We start from the raw sequence: 16,932 nt of genomic DNA, 5'->3' as shown, positions 1-16,932 counted from the left end.
GGTTTTCAGGAAGGGTTACAGACCAGATCTATAAAAGTATATCGTCGCTCGACACGGCACCCGCATTACGTCCGCAGATATCTTGCGTGATTTCTGTGGTCGATACCAGGGTACGCTTGGAAGGCAAGGAGAATAAACTCTATCGCCCTTCAAAGTATTTCCGATATGATGATTTTGACGAAAAAAACATCGTCTCGCTGAAAAAAAAGAGGATATATAAACACCTGACCAACCCTTACCCTGGAAAAACGCCCGTTAGAATCAACCCTATCCTCAATTCCAGGGTAACTTTCAGGTCAAAGCATAGCGAAGAGGATAGTATCGTTTACAACCATGTGCTGGATTTTTTGGGACAGCTGCCCGAAGATTGCATGCGGATAGGCCATTTCGCACAAAATTCGCTGCATCACAGCTACTTTATAACCCCGGCGCAGCTTTTCACTTCGCCGAAAGACCCTTTTGATAAAAAATCATCTGTTAAGAATTATGGTATCGCGTTGATAGAGAATGTACTGAAAAAGATTAAAGCGAAGGAGGAGAATCTCGATGTCAATTATTTTATCAGGTCAGCCATTCGCCAAATTGATTATCTATGTGAAACTTCCGCATTAAAAAGTCATTCGGACTTCGATGATTTTAGCGTCGTCAAAGATAAATTTCTCTGGCAGCTTAATAAGATACAAGGAAGCATCAATGCCAAAAAGTCTTCAAAGAGCAAACGTGACGAGTTTGCAGGCAACGAGGATGACTTTATTTTTTACCCTGTGTTTTCCGGAATAGAGCATTTACACAAGATCGATTTCCAGGAACTTTTCGGTGTCAAATACAGCAATATTATACCCTTGCAGCGTTTTGATACAAACAAGGGGTGGCGGTTCATTATTCCCCAGAAAAGTTACAATGAAAGATTGAAGGGCAAAAACGCGATCGTCGTCGATATGGGGTCTTTCACCGGCGATTCCATCATCCAAATGGTGGACGCGCTCAGCGTTTTTGAGCTGAACAAAATCACGGTTATTTCGTTGATTGGTCGTCTGGAAGATTTTGACCGCGAGTTCTTTTCAAAAGTGCAGGAGCTTAAGGTTAAATTATTGCAGTCGCCAGAGGGTACCGCTTCCGTTCATAAAGACGAGGAAAAGCTGGCCCCGCTTAAAATTTACTTTGGCGTAAATTTACATATTCCTCCCGCCTCGTCTTCTAAAATCTGTGAACACTGCCAAGAAATCACCCTGTTGAACAGGTACCGGCAGATCGAGATATTTAATAAGACCCCCGCTATCAAGTATATTGAGGAACGCTTACGGGTGTTGGAATTAAAGCATTTCAGTGAAATCGAATTACAGTGCCCTCCATACATGCCCAAGACGCGGGGAGGTGCATTTGACGTAGAAACTTTTTTTTCGGTCCGAAACCATCTAGGCAAGATTGATGGTTATCGTTTCTACACGGACTATTACACTTTTTTTGATGATTTAAAGGAAGGGACTGAAGGCTTTAACGAGCATATAGAAGCAATCATTGCTGTCAGTTTGCATGAAAAACACTTATGGAAAACGATCAATAACCAGTTACCTGACGTTAAAGAAAAGATCCGGGTATATATAGACCATATCATGAGCCAAAAGCTGGCGCTCAGACAGCTGCATTACAACTGGGATGTTGTAAGTCTGCTAAAATGTTATTTTCTGGTAAACGAACGTGACGAAGAACTTGTCTTTGGCGTGGAGACCCAAACAAAGCTTTTCGGCTTCATAGTGGCTAACACGAATGATCATGAGCCAGGCTTAAATTATATATCTTACAAGTTTGCTCAGAATTTCCACATCAATAAGGAGGTTCGCAATTTAAGTCAAAAGAATTTTGATCAAACGCCGCTGATCAAATCCATCAGGGTGCTTTGGGGCCGGATCGAGCGTAACAAAAATCTTCCATATCATAGTCTTATTACCCATTTTAACAGAAAGATCGTGAACGCGGAACTGATCGGTGGAAAAGAAGCGGTAAAAGGTTTTTTCACCTTGTCGAGAATGTATGATGAGGCATCAGCCTACTATCCCAACCACAGCAATTTTTCGGTTACTATTAATGGGCTAAAGACATTTATCAACGAAATAAAAAATGTTCCTGCGGACATCAAGAATTTCAAAGCTGAAATGGAGGAAGCGGAGCGCAATTTTCAGCCCCTGATGGAGGGCATTACTGAAGTTAAGACCTACCTGAAATCATTGTATAGGTTTTTTGACAAAAACAGGTTTGCCGAGGAATATTTCAATGGTGGAAAAAAGCTGGGCGACTACCTTGACCGTATCAACTATACACTTGGCCAGCGTATTTCGGTAAAAGCGAGGTTTGATGAGATATGGAATATCGTTCATGAACTGGAAAGTGCCTATTTCTCACTTGATGATGATGACAATTTCTATTCGATCTGGAAATTGGCGAATTACATCAGCGTACTGGACATTTGGCAAGGTTTTACAGAATCCAATAACGAAACCACCCAACAAGTGTTTTCAAAATTCTTTGCCCGTAAAGGTTATGGCAAACGGATCCAAAAGGAATTAGGCCAGTTCGAAGTTTCAGCCACCAAATCTTACGTCAACGTCGGGGTAAACATACACCCTTACCTCTTGATAGCGATCTGCAAAGAATTGTTGGATAATTCATTTACCCATGCCCCGGGATCGGATGTAAAAGTAAGTATTACCACGGAAACTAACCCGGATTCGCAGATCACCTATTCCGTTATCAGGTACCGGCAGAATCAGGCGTCTAAGGGAGAGAAAAAAAATGGTTTGGTTGACGTCGACAAAATCCTCGATGACTTTAACGGGTCTATGAAATTTGTGAATCGTCCAAATTCATTATTAATAAAAATAGCGATTCCAATCACCCAATATTCCAAAGTATGACAAAAGACCCGCTTATAATTTATTTTCACGACGAGAAGAAACTTGCTCAAAAAGATGACAGTGAGTTTTTTAACAACATCTCAAGGATCGGAAAAGAAACGTCCATCCAGGTGACAAATATCGAGCAGTTCACCGCTTTGATGAATTATCTTGATCCGGCTACCGATGTATATGTGCTGGTTCACATCATGGGCGATCTGAAGTCCAAGAACCCAGACAAGGATTACCACGGTGAGGCATGGGGCTTGGAACTGAGCAAAAAGTATGAGCACTGTAATTATTATTTCGTTACAACCAGTAATAATAAACGGCCGGAGATTATCGATGGGCGTAAAGTGTACGTGCTAAATGAATTTTATCGTCAGGCGGTTAAGAATAAAAGTGTTGATTTCCCCTCGCAAACGATCAGGGAGATCAACAAACAACAACCAGCTAATTCTGCAGCAGGCGATAGTAATGATAAGACAGATGTCGATTTTGTGATCCTAACGGCCCTGTATTACGATGAGATGGAAGAGGTAAAATCCGCATTTAATATAACAGAACAGCACCGGTTCAACTTTGGCAAGAACGTAGGTTATTACTTTGTCTTCGAAGGAAACAGGATAGTAGCGACATCCCAGGCACAAATGGGAATGGTTGAAAGCGCTATATTGAGCATGGAATGTATTTATAAGTTTAATCCCCGCTATCTGATCATGCCAGGGGTTTGTGCGGGAGAGAAAAAAACCGAATTCGGCGATATCATTATACCTAACAAAATACATTTATATCAGGCTGGAAAGATCAGTGATGACGGGTTTGAAAAAGAGGTCGTTGATGTTAAAATCGATGAAATGATCCTGGAACGTATTAAGCCCGTGGAAAAGGATATTGTAAAGGAAATTTTTGCCAAGATCAAACGATCAAAAACGAAAAAAGAGGAATTCGAAAAATTCTTGTATAAGCAATTCAGTACCAGGGTAGATCCGATGGCTTGCTCCACTATGGTAGTAGACAAAAAAGGATTTTTTTCTGACAATATCAAAACTGTTGATAGAAAGATGGTGGCCTTGGAAATGGAAAGTTATGGAGTCGCCCGCTCTGCTGAAAAATTCGATAATAGAACAAAGGCTATCCTCATCAAATGTGTGATGGATAAATCCAGCAAAAAGAACGACAAAGCCAAGAAGTTCGCCGCTTACGTCAGCGCCAATTTTGTGAAGAAAGCAATAGAGAAAAAAATATTCGATTAAGATGGCATTTCAAGGTGTTGATTTCATTTTAAAGGAATTCGAGAAATTAAAAGACGAACAAAATAAAAGGATCGAATTCCGGGACCAGATGATTTATCTGACGCTTGCTGCGATCGGAACCGTCTTCTCCTTTGCCTTGGGTAATCCTAAATTGGCGGTTACCTTATTGGTATTACCATTCGTCTGCCTCATAATGGGTTGGACTTATTTGGCAAACGATCTAAAAATAACGCAGATCAATTCGTTCATTAAGGATATACTCATTGATGAATTGAATAAGCGGTTAACAGTTTTACCAATCGACGCGACTAAAAGCTGGGAATCATTCGTTATAAAGGACAGAACCAGGGTGCCAAAAAAGAAGATCCAGCTCATGGTAGACCTCTTTACTTTTGTCCTTCCTGCTTTCATTGCGATAATTTCCTTTTACATTAAGAGTTCAGATTTAAGCTGGTACGACTGGCTGATAATGGATATAGAATTAGCTACATTGGTGTTTCTCACCTGGCAATTCTACAAGGCTGCCAAATAAAAACAATAAGCCATATGGCCATAGCCATTGCCTGTTCGTTAGAGAATGTAAGTAAACTACTAACTCAGGAATTGGTACAAAAAGTGCATGCGGTTACCGTGTTCAGCTGCAAACCGGATAAAGCGTCAACAAGCAAAACTTTCGAGCTAGCTGCCGCTACCGGCAGTACCAATGCCCCGCATTTTTTTAACTGAGGCTTTTACCGGCTCCGACGCGGTATTCTGTAAGCTGCCGCCCTTCGATTATTTTGACCTTGGCCTTAACATCTTGTAAAAGCTGCTGCAAACCGTATTACACATAGCGCGATATTAAGTCCTTAGGATGATTAATTCTCCTTTGATGGTCATCTTATGCCCTTCTGCCAGCACGTAATATTTAACAGTGAAAATTATTGATGATGTTACAATGGCGTTGTTTCTGTTTAAGTGATCCGTAATACGGTCATTAGCGATCGCTTAACAGAGCAGTTATGACACAATTTGTTGAATAGGCATTGAATCAAATAAATATTTCACAAAACGCTCTGATTTAGTCAATAATAATAAAAATAGTTATTATATTGCTCTGCCTTATTTAATATCACGTTCTCCTAAACCCGTATTGCATGAAAAAGTCCTTTACTTTTTTATTCCTCGCGCATGTTGTACTGTTACTGCTAACAGGCGTGTCATCGTCTTTTGCCCAGCAAGCCCCCGAAAAGATCGATCTTAAAGATTCTGTTTTCAGCCAGGCCCTTCAGATTTCGGCAATGGCGGTCTTTAAAGGTGACCGTTACATGGCTGCGGAAAAATGTAAGCTAATACTGATGCTGGATAAGGATTGGAATAAAACAGATGTCATCGATCTGAACCAGGGCATACTGGAAGGCAAGCCGGTGGAAATTGAGGGCATGGCCGTTTACAAAGGCCATTTGCTTCTTACGGATGAACATGCTCCGGCTATCTATAGTATGGACCTTCATAACCGGAAGCTGACGACCGTATCTACCGATCAGGAAAAACGACTTGGGAAAGACACCGGGGATTTTGGACTGGAAGGTATTGCAGTTGATGAAGAAAACGGGATATGTTACCTGCTTAAGGAAAGAAATAAAGACTTTCAAAGTGAAATCCGGGTTTTCCGTATCGTTATTGACGCGGGCTCAATTTCCCTGAAATATCTCCGGAATATTTTGGTTGACCAGGAAAAACTGAATAAAGCACCGGAAGGGAATACCCGTTATTCCGATATCTATTTTGACCCTGCCGGTAAAATTCTTTACTGCCTGCGATCCTATTATGACCGGGCCGAACCCAGCAAAAGCAAGTATGGGGTTGATGCTATCGCCGCCAGCGACTATACTAAAATACCTGCCTCTGCAATCGATGCCAACAAAATATTATACAAAGACTTAAGCACCAAGGTAGCCACAGGTTATCCTGGTTTTAACAATAACCTGGAAGGTATGGCTATACAGGATAAGAAGCTTTACCTCGTGAGTGATAATTTTTTTGGCGACAGATGTTGCTGTGACCTCCTTGGCCAGGGCAAAACATTGCTGCTTTCCGTACAACAATAAATATTAATGAGATGATAGATACAACCAGTCCATGGGTTTACGTCCCGCTGATTCTGATCGGTGCCGTGTTATTGATTTATATCATTGGAAATTTCGTTACCGGCGGGGCGATCTTTAAAAGCGATTTGCTGGCCGAAAATTCGGTGTGCCCTGCAGACCTGGTTTATTATCTACCGGCGGCATCATTACAGTTAACGGTGACGGCCAGCGTTGTCGGTACGCTTGGAGCTGAACAGACAGTAGAATCAGCTGAGTTGCTGGGTCTTGATTTTGTGAATACGGTAAGCATTGTTCCTGACACCGATTATGGCCTCGCTTTACAATATCAGGCTTCAGCATTTGCCGCTGATGAGATGAAATGCGTGGTAGACACTAACGGTTTACTGAGTTCCATTCAGACCACAACAGATGACCGTATCGCGGGCATCTTGAATGAGATCGCCAATGCCCCCCTTAAATTACTGGAGGGCAAAGGGCTAGCCAGTACGCCGCGGGCATCCCTGACAGAAAAAAAAGGGACGACGAACCTTACTTTTGAAAAGACCTTTAACCTGCCTTTGACGGGAATTCCCAAGCGGTTATATCCAATGCCCTGGAAGATCAATATTCCAGGCGGCACCGCTGAGCCGGTAGACGCGTCATTTTCCATTCTTTTTGACGAAGTGATCGAAAAGACAATAGATAAGAGTAAGATGAAAGCGGTGTCAGGAATACTAACCCGACCAATGCGTACCATTAACATGCAAATACTTGCTGCCTTTGAAGGTAAGGACACGAAAACTGCGCCCAATGAGGTGAGTGAGATTTTACCGAAAGCGGAGGAGGCAAAAAAAGATGATGCCGAGAACGATGAGCCATCAAAAAAAGAGAAAATGCTCCAGCAGGAAGACGACGCCGTGAAAAAAAATACGAAAACCCAAGAACCGGCAGAGAAAATCGCGAAACCCGACACTTTGGCCTACGAAGAAGCGAACGCCAGGCTGGAATATCATTTTCTGATCACTATACCCGATACTTCTCGTCTGATCAAAGTAGAAGTCAAGCGGAGTTCCTTTGTCAAAAGAGCCAACGCGCCCAAGTTTGTGTCGGGGCTTCTGACCGAGAATTCGATCACTAAGCCGAGTGAGATCGAAGGGTTTGCGGCCATTCCTGTCGGCATCGGAAAAGCGCTGATATCAATACCGGCAAGGCTGCTGACCTTTACTGTACAAAACAAGAAGACCGAACTGGAGCTGCAAAAACAGCTACTTGCATTACAACAAGAGGCGGCGAAGAAAGACGGCCTCGTTGGCCGATAGTGGCGTAATTCAACTTGAATAATAACTGATATTACCTAACTGACATTGATCACATGAAAACTTGCCTGCTGTTTTTTTTCGCTTTTTCCCTTTCACTTCATGTTCTGGCGCAAGTAACTAAAGGGGATGACAAATATGCTCGGATCGAGTTTAACGAAAAAGGGCAGCTGATCGCGGCTCCGCCGGACGTCATTACCAATAAAACCACTTTCAGGGTGGTGGTCAAGATCAGCGAAGAGCTAAGGCAAAAGCGAATACTGGCTTTTTACAACCGTTATATAAGCACGATCAACCAGTTGGGGGAACTAAACGACGCGAAAACAATGGAAAAGGTGCTTGTGGCACTGGGATTGGATAAATCCACCCATGCCAAGGCCGCCCTGCAAATGACCCAGAAAAAACTAGCGGTCGAACTGCAAAGGTTTCTGGCAAAACCCGAAAACTTGAAAGTACTGGCCAAACAGGTGGATCTGGTTGACGCTACGAATAAGATCAATAAATATGCTGATATCGATTTCGGTACTTTTGGCCGACCAATTTATGACCTCATCAACATTCCGGTATTTGACGACCTTCTTTACCCGTCTTTTTATTTCGAGGTCGAGCTGGTGAATAATAACGGCTTGCCTTTGAATACCCCCTGTCGTAAGGTGCGCAAGCTGCCCAGGATCACTTGCCAGGATTGCGGGCTGACCTACACGGACACAATCCGCTTCAATAATTTCAAGGAAGGCCCTGTGAAATACAATTATCAGTTGCGTATGTCGGAAGATATTTACGACCGGATCACCGAGGATGCAAGACCATTCCTACCTGACCTGCGCAAGATGTCCGCTTATGACCTCAAAACATTTGAAACTGACGTAGCGGATCTGATCGCGTTTAAACCACTGTTGCAGGATGCGACATTGGGCGTTACGCAAGCAGACATTGACCACTTTTTAGCCTATATCAAACTGCCGCAGGGGCAGTCTCCAGAAGTTTTAAGGCAGTACCGGGAGTGGCTGCCAACGCGTAAACTGATGCTGTTGTATAAAAATATTGCTTTGCTCAAAAAAACGACCGATATCTTTGCTGGTGACCGGGCATTTGCATTCCTGATGCAGTATGCCTGGCTGACCAATGGGCAGGTTATCTCGGCAAACCCAGCTTATTCGGCAGCTTTAACAGATGTTCAAAAAGACCTGGCCCAGTGCAATGCGGACCTGCAGGTGGCTCAAATCGATTCCACTGACCTTGCTAAGCAGCTTGTCGTCCTAGAGAATATTTCTAAAGGAACGCTTACAAGTTGCTGCCAAGCCGGTGGGTCGGCAGCGTTCTTGAATACCTACCAGGGAGTGGAAGCCGCGATCAAAGCCAAAAACGTTGAGATCACAGCGCTACGAAAAAGCATTAAAGCTGCTAAAGACAAGCTGACAGCCAATAATCTCCTGGGCAAGCTGAATCCTCCCTCCGTGCTAAGCGACTCGCTGCTTTATGATGGCCTCGTCTTTGCCAATTCACAGGTCGGTAACAGTGTAAACAATAACGGTCATTGGCTAAGACCCAACCTGGAAAATTATGCTTATATGAAACACCATGATAAACTGAACGATTATCATGTAATGGGCAGGGCACCTATACTCCAGATCAATGAACGGCAACAGATGCACCTGCTGGCAGAGAATACAGACGAAAAAGACAAGTTTGCAACCAAACCGGTTATCACCTACATCGCCTCGGCAACAGAGCTCGACGCGTTCTCCGGTGAGCTGGGCACCAAAGCATTACCAGAGCTTCTTTCCCCCGCAGAAAAAGACAGCGTTGTCAACGGTCCGGAAGCCCCTGCCAAATACAATCTGAGTGCCGTTAAACTATTTTACGTGGAGGTCATGACCACAGCATCGGTCATGAACAGTATCATCAAGAACGTTTACGGCAATGGTGTGCTGAAATTGCCGCTAAAGACGACCCGTGATCAGCATGCGGATTACCTAACCGCCGAGATACCGCATAATGTACCGAGTCATGGAACGGCACAGGTCGCTTATCCGATCAATGACCTGACCGGAAAAAACCTAAATTCAGAGGGTGCCCTTTTTCCTTACTCATTTGATAAATTATACCGCTTCCGGATCAAGGCCGGCATGGCTTACAGCTCCTTTAAGGGGCGGACGTACGCAGTGAACCCAGCGAATAATACAGCGACTTATTCGAACTCATGGACAGGGCTGGCACCGGCGCTGGGTGTCCAGGTTTTCCCGGTGCCATTGGATGTGCAAAGCAAACGCATCCTGCCGCACGGTATGATCCCTTTTGGCTATGCCGGTTATCTATTTAATGGCGCGCCCGGCAGCAATCTTCTAGTAGGCGGCGGCTGGGAGATCTATAGCGGAATTGCCGTGTTAGGCGGCGTCCACTTTGGGAAGTCCCAGCGGCTAACGCTCACTGAAGGAATTATCCAGTCACAGGATTATTATAAAACCGGAGCTTTTGTTTCCCTTTCCATTGGCCTGGAGGCATTCAATATTATTTTCGGCTCAGCAAAACCTTCTGTTAATCCATTTAAAGCACCATGAAATTAATCAGCAAAGTTTATCTCCTGCTTTTAGTGCTCTTGTGTTTTTTTGCACTGACCTGTAAAAAAAGCCCCGATCCGGCAACCACTTTCTTTAACGGCACAGCTCGTATCAAAGGCGCAATTTATGTCCGGAATTTTTTTACAAATACGGATGATTCGGCTAAGGCCGTAACCGTTACCTTCTATAAATCCGGTAACCCGGCCGTCAAATATGTCCGGCAATTAACAGACGGGTCTTTTGATATCAGTGGGCTGACCGGCGGCGATTATTTCGCGGACGCACAGTACAATTTTAAGCCAGCCGCAGCAACCAAGGGCATTTTGTTCAAAGCGCATCAGCCCTTTACGCTGGCTGATGGCGAATTTAATCCGGAACTGGATATCCGGCTGTTACCGGATTCCACAGCAACGCCGACTTTGCAGTTGCTGGTCAAGGATGCCAAAGGCGGTGCGATTAGTAATGCCCAGGTTTGTCTGTATGCTGATGTCAACAGCTTAGCTGCCAACAGGGGAACCTGTGGGGGCAGCCTGAAAAATGGAACGACTAACAGCAGTGGTATCGTGGTCTTTGAGGGACTTCAGCAGATCAGTTATTATGCCTCTGTGTCTTTTTCTAACGGAAATACGATATTATCCAACAGTGTCAATGATATACGGGCCATTAAGATCGCCAGCACCAGCAAACTTAATATCGATTCCATCAGTCTGACCCCGCAAGGTAATTCTTTGACCTTATTGGTACAGGACCAAGGTAATGCCAATGTCGTGGGTGCGAATGTTTGTCTTTACAGCGATGCGACCCTGCTGGTTAAGTACAGAGGCAAGTGTACCGGCAGCCTGATGAACGGTGTTACCAACGGTCAGGGACTAATCACCTTCAGCGGATTACAGAATATTCCTTATTATGCTAGTGTATATCAACTGGCGGGCACAGATACGCTGTCGAATAAAGGCAATGACCTCAGCAATCCAATTACGCCGCAGGCCGGCACGTTGGTAACAATCACAATTAAACTGGTCAAACAGGTGCCGGTTGTGTCCACTTCTTTGAGAGTGACCGTGACCGACGCGTTTTTAGGACTGATGGCTAATACTTCAGTTTGTCTTTATACGGATACGACGCTGCTGGTGAAATACCGGGGTCAGTGTTCGGGGAGCTTAAAGAGCGGCGTAACCGATGTTAACGGAATATTGACCTTCGATAATTTGCAACCGATAACTTACTATCTATCCGCTTACAAGGTTGCAGGCAAGGATAGCCTGAACAACAAAGGCACAGATACAGGCACGCCGGTTAAACTGTCTGCCAATACCTTAAAAGATATTACGGTGATTATTAAGAAGTGATATAGGTTAGCTGCCGGGTTAATGACTGACGTATTCTTTATAACCCAGTATCTCACCCGCTGCTTCTTTTATAACGACCAGTCTGACAGAGGGCAACACGCCTTCCTGTTCTTTTTGCTGATAAACCCGGAAACGTACCTTCTGACTAGCAGCAGGAGAGATTCCGGTCGGCAAGGCCTGGGTAGCAAATATGGTGTCCGCAATTGAATTTTCCACGTCAAAGATCATTTCATGTTCGGCTTTAGTCATGAAAAGCTGCTTCAGCACAGCACGCATGGCAGCCGGCGGTCTGAAGCGTATATTCTCAGATACTTTGACCGGCCGGGGAACTGTAACACCGAGATTAAGTCCACTACTGATGAGTTCGAGTCTACGGTTACTTAACGTGCTGAGCATACCTGTAGTAACTGGTGCAGCTACCGGCTGAACCGACGGATCGCCAAGCAAGGTAAACTGGGCAAGTGTTTTGAAGCTTACTGGGTTTGGGGTACGCTCTTTGAGGAAAAATATTTTAGCCGCCAGCAGCGCCCGGCCGGTGGAAGCTCCGTTCATCACATTTTTAAAGAAATATTGACTTAACAGATCGGCCTGATCTTGGTCATTGATCATGCCGAAAGACATCGTGGTACTGCCCATAAAAGCGATCGCATGGTTTTTTAGATAATTGCTAGCCACACTTATTCCAAAGTTGAGTGGATTCAGTAACTGCGCCCCATAACAGCATTCTGCAACGACAACGGTGCCTTTTCTGATGTTGCCGTTCAGGTTTGCCGGGCTTAAACATACGGGCGTGTTGCCGTTAAGCTCTCCCAGGAAATCGGGTGCGTTCAGCCTTCCGTGGCAATTAAAGTAATGGCTCAATGGTTGCAGGTCCTGAGGCTGAAAATTGGAGGTCTGGGGCGGTGAGGGCAGAACGCTATCTGAGTCGTTAAATATATTTTGCGCGGTACGCAAACTGGAATTGATCCATTTAGCAGCGGAAATTGCGAAATAGGATTGATAATCCGATTGGGCGGCCGACCGGAATTGAATAATATCATTCACTAAGCCCTGTACGTAGGCCAGGTCTGCGATACCCGGAAGATCGGGGATGCGGCCGATAACCCGTATGGGATTCGTATAAGTGGTGGCATCACGGCTGGCCGGCGCGTCACAGGCGTAGGGGTAGTCCGAAGGAACGGTTTGGTCCACATCTTTATCGATCGTATGCAGGTGATTATCCAGCAGAAAAAACGGAAATACGTCGTCCGCACCAAAAAGTACAATATAATCTGGCTGCTGTGTCCTGAATAAAGAATCGATCACTTGCTTGCAGGCCGTATCTGATACCGTAGTCATCACCGGGAATCCGTAGTCGCTTGCAGCTGTTGGTTGATCGATATAGATCAGTATAGAGGTGATGCCTCTTTGCTGATCGCTAGCGATCAGGCTGTGCAAGACTGCCTCCAGGGCGTTGATAGAACTTGTATATTTGGTTAACAGCTTGGATTTAATGGAAAGGATCAATTTTTTCGCCATGCGGGTAAAGGTTAAGGATGGTATTGAAATTTGCTAAGTGAAAATACCAAATTATTGTGACTTTAGTTCTGCCAAATGTCCGGGCGTTAAAATAGAGATTTACGCTAACCAAAGAATGGTTTTATAGCAGAGAATATCGATGGAGCCCATGCCTATAAAATTTGGAAATAATCTTCCAATTTCAGTCAGCATTGGTTTACAGTTGGGAGTTAGCTTTTAACTAAAATAAGTTTAGGCTGGTTAGATTGCAAGTAGGTGTTTCCGAATGCTACACAAGTGTTGAAGTCATTTCTCTGTTAATCCATTCGATGAATTCTTTCGTTTTTTACCGGCATTTGGGATCTTTGCAATTATGGCTGTCTTTGAAAATAGGGGCAACTATCTCTCTGCCCCATATTTTATTACCCGCTTTTTGAGGGTTTTTTGTAAAATAATCGTTTCTTGTTTTAAAATATAAGGTAATGGCTGCCTTGCACTCGTCAAGACAACTATAGTCGCTATTATGAATAATTGATTTAGCTAACCCGCTAAATACCGATTCGATTACATTTAAGAATTGTGCAGAAGCTGGTAGCGGTGCCAGTTCCACGATTGGAGTTTTATATTCCTGCCGGTAGCTTTCGCTGTTCAATTGTTCGATATGCTTTACCAGTTTCTTGGAAGCATGCCAGGATGCCGCGTCCCATGAAAAGTAAAGTTTTTCCTCTTTTTGATATTTAATCATTAGCAGGTCTATGAGTTTGATCATTTCATCTGTGTCTTTTTTTTGTGAAAAGAAATGCGTGATCTGGTTTTGTGATAATTCCAAAGCCGCGGTACAAATAGTCCAGCCTTTACTTTTTTGAATCTGCGGAAACGTTTTTCTTTCGCCCTTCTTGACCAGTGACCGTCCTCCTTTCATTTTTACTGCGAAAGGACCGAACTCATCTACTGAGAAAAATTTCTCCTTTGATCCAAGATTTTGCAGGATACCGGTAATCTTGTCCATCTTTTCCCGGAAGTCAGGGTCGGGACTGGTCAGTACTTCCCTCGCCTTACGGTAAACAAAACCCTCTTTTTTAAGGTAATTCGATATGGTTGAGCCGGATATGTAAACTCCATAAACTTTTTGATAAGTAGCTGATAAATCTGCCAGAAACCAGGACGTCCGGTTGATCCCGTGTAATTTGGGAGATTCATGAATTAACCTTACTAAATTGTCGCGCTTATCCTTGATTCCGTTCATTACAGCCTGATTCGCCCGCCGGGGTTGCTTTTCTAACCCTTTTATACCTTTCACTTTATAGTCCCTGATCCAGTCTGACACCTTATCGGCACCGCGATCTACCTTATTAGAAATATCAACTGCTGATGTGCCATTAAAAGACTCCATAATAACTACCGCCCGTTCCCATTTGCGTCTATCTGAGGAATTACGCCACCGTTTTAATATCTTCAGATCTTCAGTAGGAATGTCGGATACTTGGGAATAATTACGAAGGGTTACTTTGCTGTCTTTTGCCCATTTCGAAAAATGCAAGTTGAATGCAGAGCGACCATAACCATTTGGATAAATCGCCAAATAACTTAGCCATATGTCTTTTGCGCTGATGAGCTTGCCTGCTTCCGTTAATAATGGTAAAGCATTGATCAATTCCTTATACCTGTTATTTGCCGGATATTCAATTTTGAAAACAGGAATGCTGGAATCCTGATGCCCCCCTTTAACGGGACAACTATCAACAAATGAGCTATATTTTTTTTTATAACATTTCACGGTGTTCCGGGAAATACCCAATTGTCTGGAAGCTTGTCTGATATTGCTCGTTCCATTTAAAATCATACGGCCGATAAACATTTGTTTTTTTGCTGCGATCCTTGTATTTGCCATTGGTAAGTTGAGTTTAATAAGTCTTTATTACTTATTTGGAACTTTTATATGTTTCTAAAGTTTGCCAAGACAACTTAATGCCATTTTGATGTTGTACTTTAAAATTACTACATTTTAATGTGCACGATATTTTTTTAGCATAGCTTTAATGCCATAAATGCCATTGACCTTAAAATATTTTAATTTTAAGGTCAATAGTGTATATTTGTTTATGGCATATAAAGTGAATCCCGACCGAAACGTTCCCTGGAATACTTTACCAGAACTACCAATTGACAAACAACTTTATGAAGATGTGGAAATTTACAGTCAATTGGGTAATGCCAAAGCTGCGTTAGGCCGCTTACAGGGCCGGAGTATCGTCATTCCAAACCAAGGGCTGCTTATAAACTCTATCAGTTTACAGGAAGCGAAAGCATCCAGTGCAATAGAAAACATCTTTACAACTGATGATGAATTGTATCAGGCATATAGTGAAGAACAGATTAGTCAATTAAATGGTCCGTCTAAAGAAGTGCTATATTATCGTGAAGCGTTATGGGAAGGGTATACCTACTTGAATCAAGAACAGGTTTTTGATGAGAATTACTTCGTGAAAATGTATCGTATCGTCAGCCAGTTCAATGATGGTATAAGAACACCCATCGCCCAGATTGTAATCAAGGAAGGCGGCACCGGGCCAAATGCCGGTAAAGTCTCCTATACACCACCAAGAGGCAAAGGCGTGGTCGAAGCTAAGCTCCGTAACCTTATAGAGTTTTTGAACGACGATAAAACTTATCAGATGGACCCTTTACTCAAAATGGCCATTGGTCATTTACAATTTGAGGCAATACACCCTTTCCGTGACGGCAACGGCCGTACCGGCAGGATCTTCAACATTCATTACCTGACCAAAAAAGGTCTGTTGGATTATCCGATTCTCTTTTTAAGCCGTTATATCATCGATCATAAAGAGGATTATTATGCGGGACTTGCAGGCGTAACCCAGAGAGGGAGTTGGAAGAATTGGTTGTTGTATATGCTGAAAGCTGTTGAAGTTACTTCCAATATTACTTATGACAAGATCAACGATATTGTTAGTGCCAAAGATGCCATTTTAAAAGCCATCATCGAAGATACCGACATAGCACGTCCAGAATCGCTGGTCAATGCCATATTCACCCAACCTTACACTAGGGTAAAGCACCTCGTTGGCGGCAATATTTATGCGGAAAATACCGCCAGAAAATATCTTGACCAGTTAACGGATATGGGTGTTTTAGAAAAGAGAGTAATTGGAAAAGGCAACTATTACTTAAACTTGGAACTTTACAGGATACTATCTGAATAGTCGCAACAGGCAATATTTTCTTCGCAACTTGCGCTTAAGTTTCAAGGTTTCCGCTTTCTCCTGTATTTCTTGATTTGTAAGCTTTTGGTGGGATAGTAACCAATTTATTAGCATCTTTTTCGAAAACCTGATACCTCCTCCAGGTAAAGCTACATGAGGCAATTTTCCAGCAGATTTCAGCTGATAAAGCGTTTGGCGAGAATATCCCGTTACGGTTTCTGCGATCTCATATCCTCCAATTTCGTCGTCTTCGATTACTATTGGATCAACCTGGATGAAACCTGTCATACAGTCTTTGATAACGACCATTAAATCGGCAACGGTCAGGTCAATCAAACGCGTGTTTTTATTTATACTCATAGCATTATTTGATGTTGTAAAACACTCAAAAATGTTTTGAATAATTAAACATATGCTGTATATTTAATTACCGCAAGGGAGAATTGTTGCCGTGTGAGATGTTTCAAATATGTTACAACGAAAAACCGGATTGACATAACTAACTCATCCTTAGTTCGATATAGAGGTCGACCATTTCTCTGTTAATCAGAGGGTCGCTGGTTCGAGCCCAGCCTCAGGAGCTAAGGGTAAGCACATTTTAAATGGTCGCTTACCCTTTTTTATTTCCATAAAGCGGCCTTTAGGATGCAATTACGCATGTTTTCGTCATTTCTGGCGAAGATTTAGCCCTGCTGAACTAAGCAGAGGTCACATCAATCAATTTTTCAGTTTCTCACAGTTTTTTGTTAAACTTCACGAATTTGTGTTA

At 43.3% G+C, this 16,932-nt stretch carries 12 protein-coding genes; 9 read left to right on the top strand and 3 right to left on the bottom strand.

The window, feature by feature from the left end:
* The first annotated feature begins 95 nt into the window (after window positions 1–95).
* The 8 genes from BDD43_RS02470 (at window position 96) to BDD43_RS02435 (ending at window position 11,442) form a co-directional block, all read left to right on the top strand.
* Complete coding sequence (locus BDD43_RS02470; RefSeq protein ID WP_147425549.1) at window positions 96–2,912, top strand: hypothetical protein; 2,817 nt, start codon at window positions 96–98, stop codon at window positions 2,910–2,912.
* Window positions 2,909–4,147: a nucleoside phosphorylase-I family protein gene (locus tag BDD43_RS02465; RefSeq protein WP_121196177.1), complete on the top strand. Its 1,239-nt coding sequence runs from the start codon at window positions 2,909–2,911 to the stop codon at window positions 4,145–4,147. The genes BDD43_RS02470 and BDD43_RS02465 overlap by 4 nt, the downstream gene beginning before the upstream one ends.
* Before the next feature lies 1 nt (window position 4,148).
* Entirely contained in the window at window positions 4,149–4,679 is a 531-nt protein-coding gene (locus BDD43_RS02460; protein ID WP_121196176.1) for a hypothetical protein, read from the top strand.
* Window positions 4,680–4,693: 14 nt separating this feature from the next.
* Window positions 4,694–4,873, top strand: coding sequence for a hypothetical protein (locus BDD43_RS02455; RefSeq protein WP_121196174.1), 180 nt, complete (start codon window positions 4,694–4,696; stop codon window positions 4,871–4,873).
* A 410-nt stretch (window positions 4,874–5,283) separates the two neighbouring features.
* On the top strand, window positions 5,284–6,237 hold the full coding sequence (locus tag BDD43_RS02450) for an esterase-like activity of phytase family protein (protein WP_121196172.1): 954 nt from the start codon (window positions 5,284–5,286) through the stop codon (window positions 6,235–6,237).
* A gap of 11 nt (window positions 6,238–6,248) precedes the next feature.
* A complete protein-coding gene (locus BDD43_RS02445) occupies window positions 6,249–7,535 on the top strand; it encodes a hypothetical protein (protein WP_121196171.1) in 1,287 nt (428 codons plus the stop codon).
* 53 nt (window positions 7,536–7,588) lie between these two features.
* On the top strand, window positions 7,589–10,093 hold the full coding sequence (locus BDD43_RS02440) for a hypothetical protein (protein WP_121196169.1): 2,505 nt from the start codon (window positions 7,589–7,591) through the stop codon (window positions 10,091–10,093).
* Window positions 10,090–11,442, top strand: a complete 1,353-nt coding sequence (locus BDD43_RS02435; protein ID WP_121196168.1) for a collagen binding domain-containing protein — start codon at window positions 10,090–10,092, stop codon at window positions 11,440–11,442. The genes BDD43_RS02440 and BDD43_RS02435 overlap by 4 nt, the downstream gene beginning before the upstream one ends.
* An 18-nt stretch (window positions 11,443–11,460) precedes the next feature.
* Here BDD43_RS02435 and BDD43_RS02430 read toward each other — a convergent pair whose 3' ends face one another.
* Both BDD43_RS02430 and BDD43_RS02425 read right to left on the bottom strand, forming a co-directional pair.
* The gene (locus BDD43_RS02430; RefSeq protein ID WP_121196166.1) at window positions 11,461–12,960 is read right to left on the bottom strand and encodes a C25 family cysteine peptidase; all 1,500 of its coding nucleotides are present in this window, start codon (window positions 12,958–12,960) and stop codon (window positions 11,461–11,463) included.
* A 325-nt stretch (window positions 12,961–13,285) separates the two neighbouring features.
* A complete protein-coding gene (locus BDD43_RS02425; RefSeq protein WP_121196164.1) occupies window positions 13,286–14,830 on the bottom strand; it encodes an IS630 family transposase in 1,545 nt (514 codons plus the stop codon).
* Between the two features lie 211 nt (window positions 14,831–15,041).
* On the opposite strand from BDD43_RS02425, the gene BDD43_RS02420 reads away from it, so the two are divergent.
* Complete coding sequence (locus tag BDD43_RS02420) at window positions 15,042–16,163, top strand: Fic family protein (protein WP_121201856.1); 1,122 nt, start codon at window positions 15,042–15,044, stop codon at window positions 16,161–16,163.
* Here the strand turns inward: BDD43_RS02420 and BDD43_RS02415 are convergent.
* Entirely contained in the window at window positions 16,152–16,523 is a 372-nt protein-coding gene (locus tag BDD43_RS02415) for a helix-turn-helix transcriptional regulator (RefSeq protein WP_121196163.1), read from the bottom strand. The two genes, BDD43_RS02420 and BDD43_RS02415, sit on opposite strands and share 12 nt — an antisense overlap.
* Between the last annotated feature and the right edge of the window lie 409 nt (window positions 16,524–16,932).

It is taken from the genome of Mucilaginibacter gracilis (genome assembly GCF_003633615.1).
Taxonomy (GTDB): Bacteria; Bacteroidota; Bacteroidia; order Sphingobacteriales; family Sphingobacteriaceae; genus Mucilaginibacter; species Mucilaginibacter gracilis.
Note: the sequence above shows the minus strand (reverse complement) of the source record. Positions and strands in the feature narration are given on the sequence as shown.

Excerpts from the sequence above, each read along its gene's own strand:
- BDD43_RS02440 (WP_121196169.1), top strand. The coding sequence starts at position 7,589 with ATGAAAACTTGCCTGCTGTTTTTTTTCGCTTTTTCCCTTTCACTTCAT.
- BDD43_RS02450 (WP_121196172.1), top strand. The coding sequence starts at position 5,284 with ATGAAAAAGTCCTTTACTTTTTTATTCCTCGCGCATGTTGTACTGTTA.
- BDD43_RS02445 (WP_121196171.1), top strand. The coding sequence starts at position 6,249 with ATGATAGATACAACCAGTCCATGGGTTTACGTCCCGCTGATTCTGATC.
- BDD43_RS02455 (WP_121196174.1), top strand. The coding sequence starts at position 4,694 with ATGGCCATAGCCATTGCCTGTTCGTTAGAGAATGTAAGTAAACTACTA.
- BDD43_RS02425 (WP_121196164.1), bottom strand. The coding sequence starts at position 14,830 with ATGGCAAATACAAGGATCGCAGCAAAAAAACAAATGTTTATCGGCCGT.
- BDD43_RS02460 (WP_121196176.1), top strand. The coding sequence starts at position 4,149 with ATGGCATTTCAAGGTGTTGATTTCATTTTAAAGGAATTCGAGAAATTA.
- BDD43_RS02435 (WP_121196168.1), top strand. The coding sequence starts at position 10,090 with ATGAAATTAATCAGCAAAGTTTATCTCCTGCTTTTAGTGCTCTTGTGT.
- BDD43_RS02430 (WP_121196166.1), bottom strand. The coding sequence starts at position 12,960 with ATGGCGAAAAAATTGATCCTTTCCATTAAATCCAAGCTGTTAACCAAA.
- BDD43_RS02465 (WP_121196177.1), top strand. The coding sequence starts at position 2,909 with ATGACAAAAGACCCGCTTATAATTTATTTTCACGACGAGAAGAAACTT.
- BDD43_RS02415 (WP_121196163.1), bottom strand. The coding sequence starts at position 16,523 with ATGAGTATAAATAAAAACACGCGTTTGATTGACCTGACCGTTGCCGAT.
- BDD43_RS02420 (WP_121201856.1), top strand. The coding sequence starts at position 15,042 with ATGGCATATAAAGTGAATCCCGACCGAAACGTTCCCTGGAATACTTTA.